Raw genomic sequence first — 5,572 nt, forward strand, 5'->3', positions numbered from 1 at the left:
TGCGGTCGGCCAGCATCCGGCCCCCGCTGGGCCGGTTGACCTTGTCCGCGGCACCCCACAGCACCAGGGTCGGCACCGGCAGCCGTGCCAGGCGCTTGTCCCGGGTGAAGTCCATCTTCCACACGGCGCCGAGGGACTTCGGACGGGTCAGCGGCGGGTTCGCGACGACCTCGGGGTCGATGCTGTCCTGGTAACGGGATTCGATGACCGACTCGGGCACCTCCGCCGCGTTGAAGACGAGGTAGTTGCGGATGAACTTCTCCAGCTTCAGCCGCGAAGGGCCGTCCTCCGAGTAGTAGTTGAGGAGGCTGTTGAGGCCGGGGGTGGGCAGGGCGCGGGTGGTGCCGACGCCGCCGGGGCCCATCAGGACCATGTGGTCGACCCGGTCGGGGGTGTCCAGGGCAAGGCGCAGGGCGCAGGCGCCGCCGTAGGAGTTGCCGACGAAGTGGGCCTTGTCCAGGCCGAGTTTGTCCAGCACACCCCGGATGCTGTCGGCCAGGTAGCCGAACGGGTCGCTTCCGTCGACGCCCTTGGTGCTGCGGCCGTAGCCGGGCAGGTCGGGCACGATGACCCGGTACTGCTTGGCCAGCTCGGCGATGTTGCGGCTGTAGTTGGAGACACCGGAGGCACCCGGGCCACCGCCGTGCAGCAGCAGGACGGCCGGGCCGTCACCGGTCTCGGCGACGAAGATCTTCTTGCCCGCGACATCGAGCAGGGACTCGTGCATCGACAGCGGCTGGTTCTGCGTGGTCATGGGAGTGGTCCTCACTGGGCGGAGACGGCGGCCGGTCGCGATGCGGGTGCGAACCCGGCTGGCGGTGGGGGGAGTTGGGCACCCGCGGGCGCGGCAGCGTAGACATAGGCGTCCGGGCGCAGGGCGAGCGTGGTCACGTCGCGCTCCGCCAGCCAGGGCAGCAGCACGCCGTCGTTGTCCACGACCGCGTTCTCGGCCGGGCGCGAGCCCGCCGGCAGAACGGCCAGCGAGGGCACACCTGTCCGCTCCCACGCGAGCTGTGGGCGGGGCAGGCCGAGGTGCAGCAGCAGCCAGCGGCCGCCGAGCACGTCGTCCAGCCGGACCCGCTCCCCGTCGGGGCCGGTGACCCAGGGCTGCGGGATCTGGTGCCCGGAGGCCTTGGTACGCGGGCGGGCCTGGAAGCCCTTGGCGTAGGACGCGACCGGTATCCAGTTCGAGTCCACCAGCCGGGAGGTGAGACCCGACACCGGGCGGATCGCGCGCAGCGCGACGTTCCGGGCCCGGGCCACCGGGAGCCGGCGTTCGGTGATGAGGCGGCCGACGAACACCGCCCGCCGGGTCACCTCCCTGACGTGCGGCTTGCGCTCGGTCTCGTAGGAGTCGAGGACCGACTCGGGCAGTTCGCCGCGCAGCACGGCGGCGAGCTTCCAGCACAGGTTGGCCGCGTCCCGCACGCCCGCCGCCATGCCCTGCCCGATCCACGGCGGCATCGCGTGCGCGGCGTCCCCCGCCAGGAAGACCCGGCCGACCCGGAAGCGGGCGGCGAAGCGGACGTGGTGGCTGTAGACGGTGGCCCGCAGGATCTTGATCTGGTCCCGTCCGATGCCGTACCGGGACACCATCGCGTAGATCGATTCGTCGGTGGTCAGGTGCTTCTCGTCGTCGCCGGGCAGGATCGGGAACTCCCAGCGGTGGTGCCCCAGCGGCGTCGGGCAGTCCACGGCGGGGCGGGTCGGGTCGCAACGGAACCGCAGCCGGTCGTGGTCCGGCCACGGCTTCAGCATCTCGGTGTCGATGACGACCCAGCGGTCCTCGTACGTCCGCCCCTCGTACCCCACGTTGAGCTGGGCACGGGTGAGGCTGGACCCGCCGTCGGCCGCGATCACGTACCTCGCGCGCAGCCGTCGTACCGCGTCGTCGGCGCCCACGACCGTCAGCTCGACGCCGTCCGCGTCCTGGCGCAGCCGCAGGCACTCCTCGCGCAGCAGCACCTCCACGTTCGGGTAGCGCTCGACGCCGTCGCGCAGGACCTGCTCCAGCGCGGGCTGGTAGAGGAACATCTGCGGCGGATGGCCGTGGCCGCGCGGGGCGGGGCAGGCGCTGAGGAAGGTACGGCCCTGCGCGTCGACGAAGTCGAGCGGCCGCTCGGCGAGCATGTCCTGCTTCAGCCGTTCGTCCAGGCCGATGCGCTGCCAGATCCGGATGACCTCCTCGTCCGTGGAGATCGCCCGCGCGCGGGAGTAGATCTCCGCGTCCCGCTCCAGTACGACGACCCTGAGGCCCATGCCGCCCAGCAGGTTCGCCGCGGTCACCCCCGTGGGCCCGTAGCCGATCACCGCCACGTCATAGGCGCCGTCGTCGTCTCCACCCCTGGCTCTGACCACCAGGCCACCTCACTGTCGTCCCTGTTTACCTGCGGCTCTTACGGCTCTTGCTGTAGCGTTCGCTATTGCTGTAGCGCTCACTCCAATTGGAGCACGTGCTACGGTAAATCGGGTGTTAACACGGGTCAAGTACTCGGGACGGAAAACAAGGGGGCCCATCCGATGACCAGCCAGCCGACGCAGCGCAAGAAGCGCGCGAACGGCCTGGAGTCACGGCAGCGCATCCTCGACGCCGCGGTGGAGATCGCCGGCGAACGCGGTTACGACGGCACCTCCATCGCGGCCGTCAGCGCCAAGTGCGGACTGCCCGCCAGCTCGATCTACTGGCACTTCAAGGACAAGGACGACCTGATCGCCGCGGTCATCGAGCGCAGCTTCGAGACCTGGCTGGCCGCCATGGAGCTGCCCGGTGAGGAGGCGGGCACACCGCTGGAGCGCGTCACTCAGATGGCGGCGAACGTGGCCAGGTCACTGGTGGACACGCCGGACTTCCTGCGCCTGGGCCTGATGCTCGCCCTGGAGCGACGCCCCGCCGAGCCTCGGGGCCGCACGGTGTTCCTCCAGGTCCGGGACATCGCCCGGCGGCGGCTCGCCCAGGTGATCACCGGCCTGATCCCGGGCCTGGACGAGGATGCCGTGGACACCCTGGCCACCTATGCCGTGGCCGGCGGGGACGGTCTCTTCATACACCGGGAGATCACTGGCCCCGACTTCGACCTGGTGGCGATGTTCGAACTGCACGCACGGTTCGTCTACGACGCGGCCGTGCGCCTGGCGGCGAGGACCGTGGCGTGACCCGGCGGCCGGCCGGCGCGTCGACGTGAGGTCACGCGAAGCCCGGCCTGCCGCATCGGCGTCCCCCAGGTGCCACCTGCTCAGGCTCCGGCTCCGGCGCCAGCTCCGGCTCCGGCGAGACGGGGAAAGAGCACCTTCGCACTGCCGTGGTTGATCGCGTCCAGCTGGCCGGGCTCGTAGCCCTCGTATCCGTCCAGCATGGCGTCGAGCAGGGCGCCGGTCTCCTCCGGGGCGAAGGGGAAGTCGCTGCCGTAGAGGATGTGGCCGGGAGCGGCGAAGGCCAGCAGCGAAGGCAGGGCGGACGGCGTGGAGGACAGCGCGGTGTCGAAGTAGAAGCGCTGCAGGTCGGTCAGGATGCCCATGGGTGTGGTGCCCGGGTTGAACTGGGCGCCGCCGGTGAACCGCCATGCGGCGTAGGGCAGGAAGCCGCCCGCATGGGAGAGGATCACCTTCATCCGGGTGTGCCGGCTCATCACGCCGTTGAGCGTCATGTGCACGGCGGTGCGGGTGGTGTCGAAGGGGAAGTCCAGCAGGGGGCTGGGCATGCCCTCCAGCATGGGCATCGGCGGAGCGTCCGGGTGTATGAAGACCACCGCGCCGCGGGCGTCGAGCTCCTCCCACAGCGGCTCGTACGCCTTGTCGCCGAGGTAGCGCCCCCGGACGTTGGACATCAGCACCACGCCGTCGGCATGCAGTTCGTCCAGCGCGTGGGCCACCTCGGCGAGCGCGCCGTCCACGTCCGGCAGGGGCACGCTCGCGAAGAACCCGAAGCGGTCCGGCCGATCCTTGACCAGCTCCGCCGTGTACTCGTTGACGTTCCGGGCGAGGGCGCGGGCCTCGGCGTCATCGCCGAAGTGCGTGCCGGGCGAGCTGATCGAGAGGATGCCGGTGGCGATCGAGCGGCGGTCCATCATCGCGATCGCGCTCTCGGCGTCCCAGGCAGGAGTGGGCCAGCCGCCGGCCGTCGCGTCATGCCGGTCCATCACCTCCCGGTAGGCGGGCGGGATCAGGTGCTGATGGACGTCGATCCGGTGCGGAGCAGACACGTTCACTCGTCTCCTAATATTTAGCTGCCTAATAATTAGAGGAGTAAGCTACCCCTTCATGAGCAGTGAAGACAACACCGAACAGGCCGCGCCGGGTGACGACGTCGGCGCGGAGGAGATCGCACAGGCGGCCGACGCGCTCTTCGTGGCCATGCGGCGAGCCCGTTCCGCGGGCGCCGAGCAGTACGGCGGGCTCTCCCTGGCCCAGGTCGCGCTCCTCGAACCGCTGGCCACGCAGACCGACCTCCCGGTCGGCCGGCTGGCGAGCGACGCCGACGTGAGCGTCCCGACCGCCACCCGCATGCTGCAGCAGTTGGAGGCCAAGGGCATCGTGCGCCGCCGACGGTCCCCTCAGGACGAGCGCCGGGTCCTCGTCAGCCTCACCGGCGCGGGAGCCGAGTTGCTCGATGGCCTCCGGACCCGGCTGCGGGAGCGCCAGACCCGGGCCTACGAGGCGTTCACCCCGGACGAGCGCGTGCATCTCGTCACCCTCATGAAGCGCCTCACCACGCTCGTCTCCGCTTCCGACTGATCCCGCCCGATCGCCATCGCCTCGGCCCGCTCGCCCTGCCGGCCGCCACTCGGAACCGCTCCGCGACGGCCACGGCGTCCGGCCGGCGGGCACCGATCTGTGACGACCGGGCCCGGCCTCGGCGCCGGGCTCCGAGGCTCACTCGCGCCGTAGGTCCCATGCGCCTCTGGGGCGGTGAGCCACCGTGCCCTCGGGGGTGAGCCGCTGTCATGCCCGCCGACACCGGTTCAGGCGGCCTTGCCGGGAATGTCACCGGCGCAGCAAAGAAGGACGGTGCCGGGCGTCCCTCCCGGCACCGTCCGGGACCGTGTGCCGCTCAGCCACGGTCCGTCTGGGGGTCCGGGAAGCCGGAGCGGATGTCCGGCTTCCCACACGAGGTTGCGAGGGCCGTTCGGGCGGCGCCCGCCTGCTCCTTCTGCGGTTCCTCGGCCTCCTGCTCGGGCTTGGTCTCCCCTCGGAGCCCAGGCAGCACAGCGAGCACGATCACCGTGCCGACGGCCATGATGATCCCGCCGACCAGGCTGGTCTGGGCGACTCCGTGGGCGAAGGACTCGTGGACCGCGTCGAGCAGGGCCTGGGCCTGCTGCGGCCCTTCGACGGTGGAGTTCTTCGCGACCTGTTCGGCGACGGCGATCCCGCCGCCCACCGAGTCCTTGGCGGTGTCCATCGCGGCAGCCGGGAGGTGGCTGCCGACCAAGGCGGTCAGCTTGTCGCGGTAGGCGGTGCCGAGCAGGGAGCCCAGGATGGCGATGCCCAGGGAGCCGCCGAGTTCCAGGGCGGTGTCGTTGGCGCCGCCGCCGACGCCCAGCTCCGACTCGGGGAAGGAGCCCATGATGGTGTC

Annotated in this window: 5 protein-coding genes and 1 pseudogene; 2 read left to right on the top strand and 4 right to left on the bottom strand. The window is 71.1% G+C overall.

Annotated elements, in window-relative coordinates; translation table 11 throughout:
- A partial coding sequence (locus tag ABZ887_RS50805; RefSeq protein WP_361306493.1) for an alpha/beta hydrolase occupies positions 1-754 on the bottom strand: 754 nt, incomplete at its 3' end.
- Positions 755-765: 11 nt separating this feature from the next.
- Positions 766-2,358 (bottom strand): bifunctional 3-(3-hydroxy-phenyl)propionate/3-hydroxycinnamic acid hydroxylase, encoded by a 1,593-nt coding sequence (locus ABZ887_RS50810; protein WP_361306495.1) that lies wholly within the window; start codon positions 2,356-2,358, stop codon positions 766-768.
- 162 nt (positions 2,359-2,520) lie between these two features.
- On the opposite strand from ABZ887_RS50810, the gene ABZ887_RS50815 reads away from it, so the two are divergent.
- Positions 2,521-3,153 carry a TetR/AcrR family transcriptional regulator gene (locus ABZ887_RS50815; RefSeq protein WP_361306497.1) on the top strand — a complete coding sequence of 211 codons (633 nt, stop codon included), beginning with the start codon at positions 2,521-2,523 and terminating at the stop codon, positions 3,151-3,153.
- A gap of 80 nt (positions 3,154-3,233) precedes the next feature.
- Here ABZ887_RS50815 and ABZ887_RS50820 read toward each other — a convergent pair whose 3' ends face one another.
- A complete protein-coding gene (locus ABZ887_RS50820; RefSeq protein WP_361306499.1) occupies positions 3,234-4,199 on the bottom strand; it encodes an amidohydrolase family protein in 966 nt (321 codons plus the stop codon).
- Positions 4,200-4,257: 58 nt separating this feature from the next.
- Between ABZ887_RS50820 and ABZ887_RS50825 the strand changes: the two genes are divergently transcribed.
- Positions 4,258-4,731, top strand: a complete 474-nt coding sequence (locus ABZ887_RS50825; protein ID WP_361306501.1) for a MarR family transcriptional regulator — start codon at positions 4,258-4,260, stop codon at positions 4,729-4,731.
- 316 nt (positions 4,732-5,047) lie between these two features.
- Here the strand turns inward: ABZ887_RS50825 and ABZ887_RS50830 are convergent.
- Positions 5,048-5,572 (bottom strand): annotated as a pseudogene (locus ABZ887_RS50830) (hypothetical protein); the annotation flags it as partial.

The organism is Streptomyces sp. NPDC047061 (genome assembly GCF_040643955.1).
Taxonomy (GTDB): Bacteria; Actinomycetota; Actinomycetes; order Streptomycetales; family Streptomycetaceae; genus Streptomyces.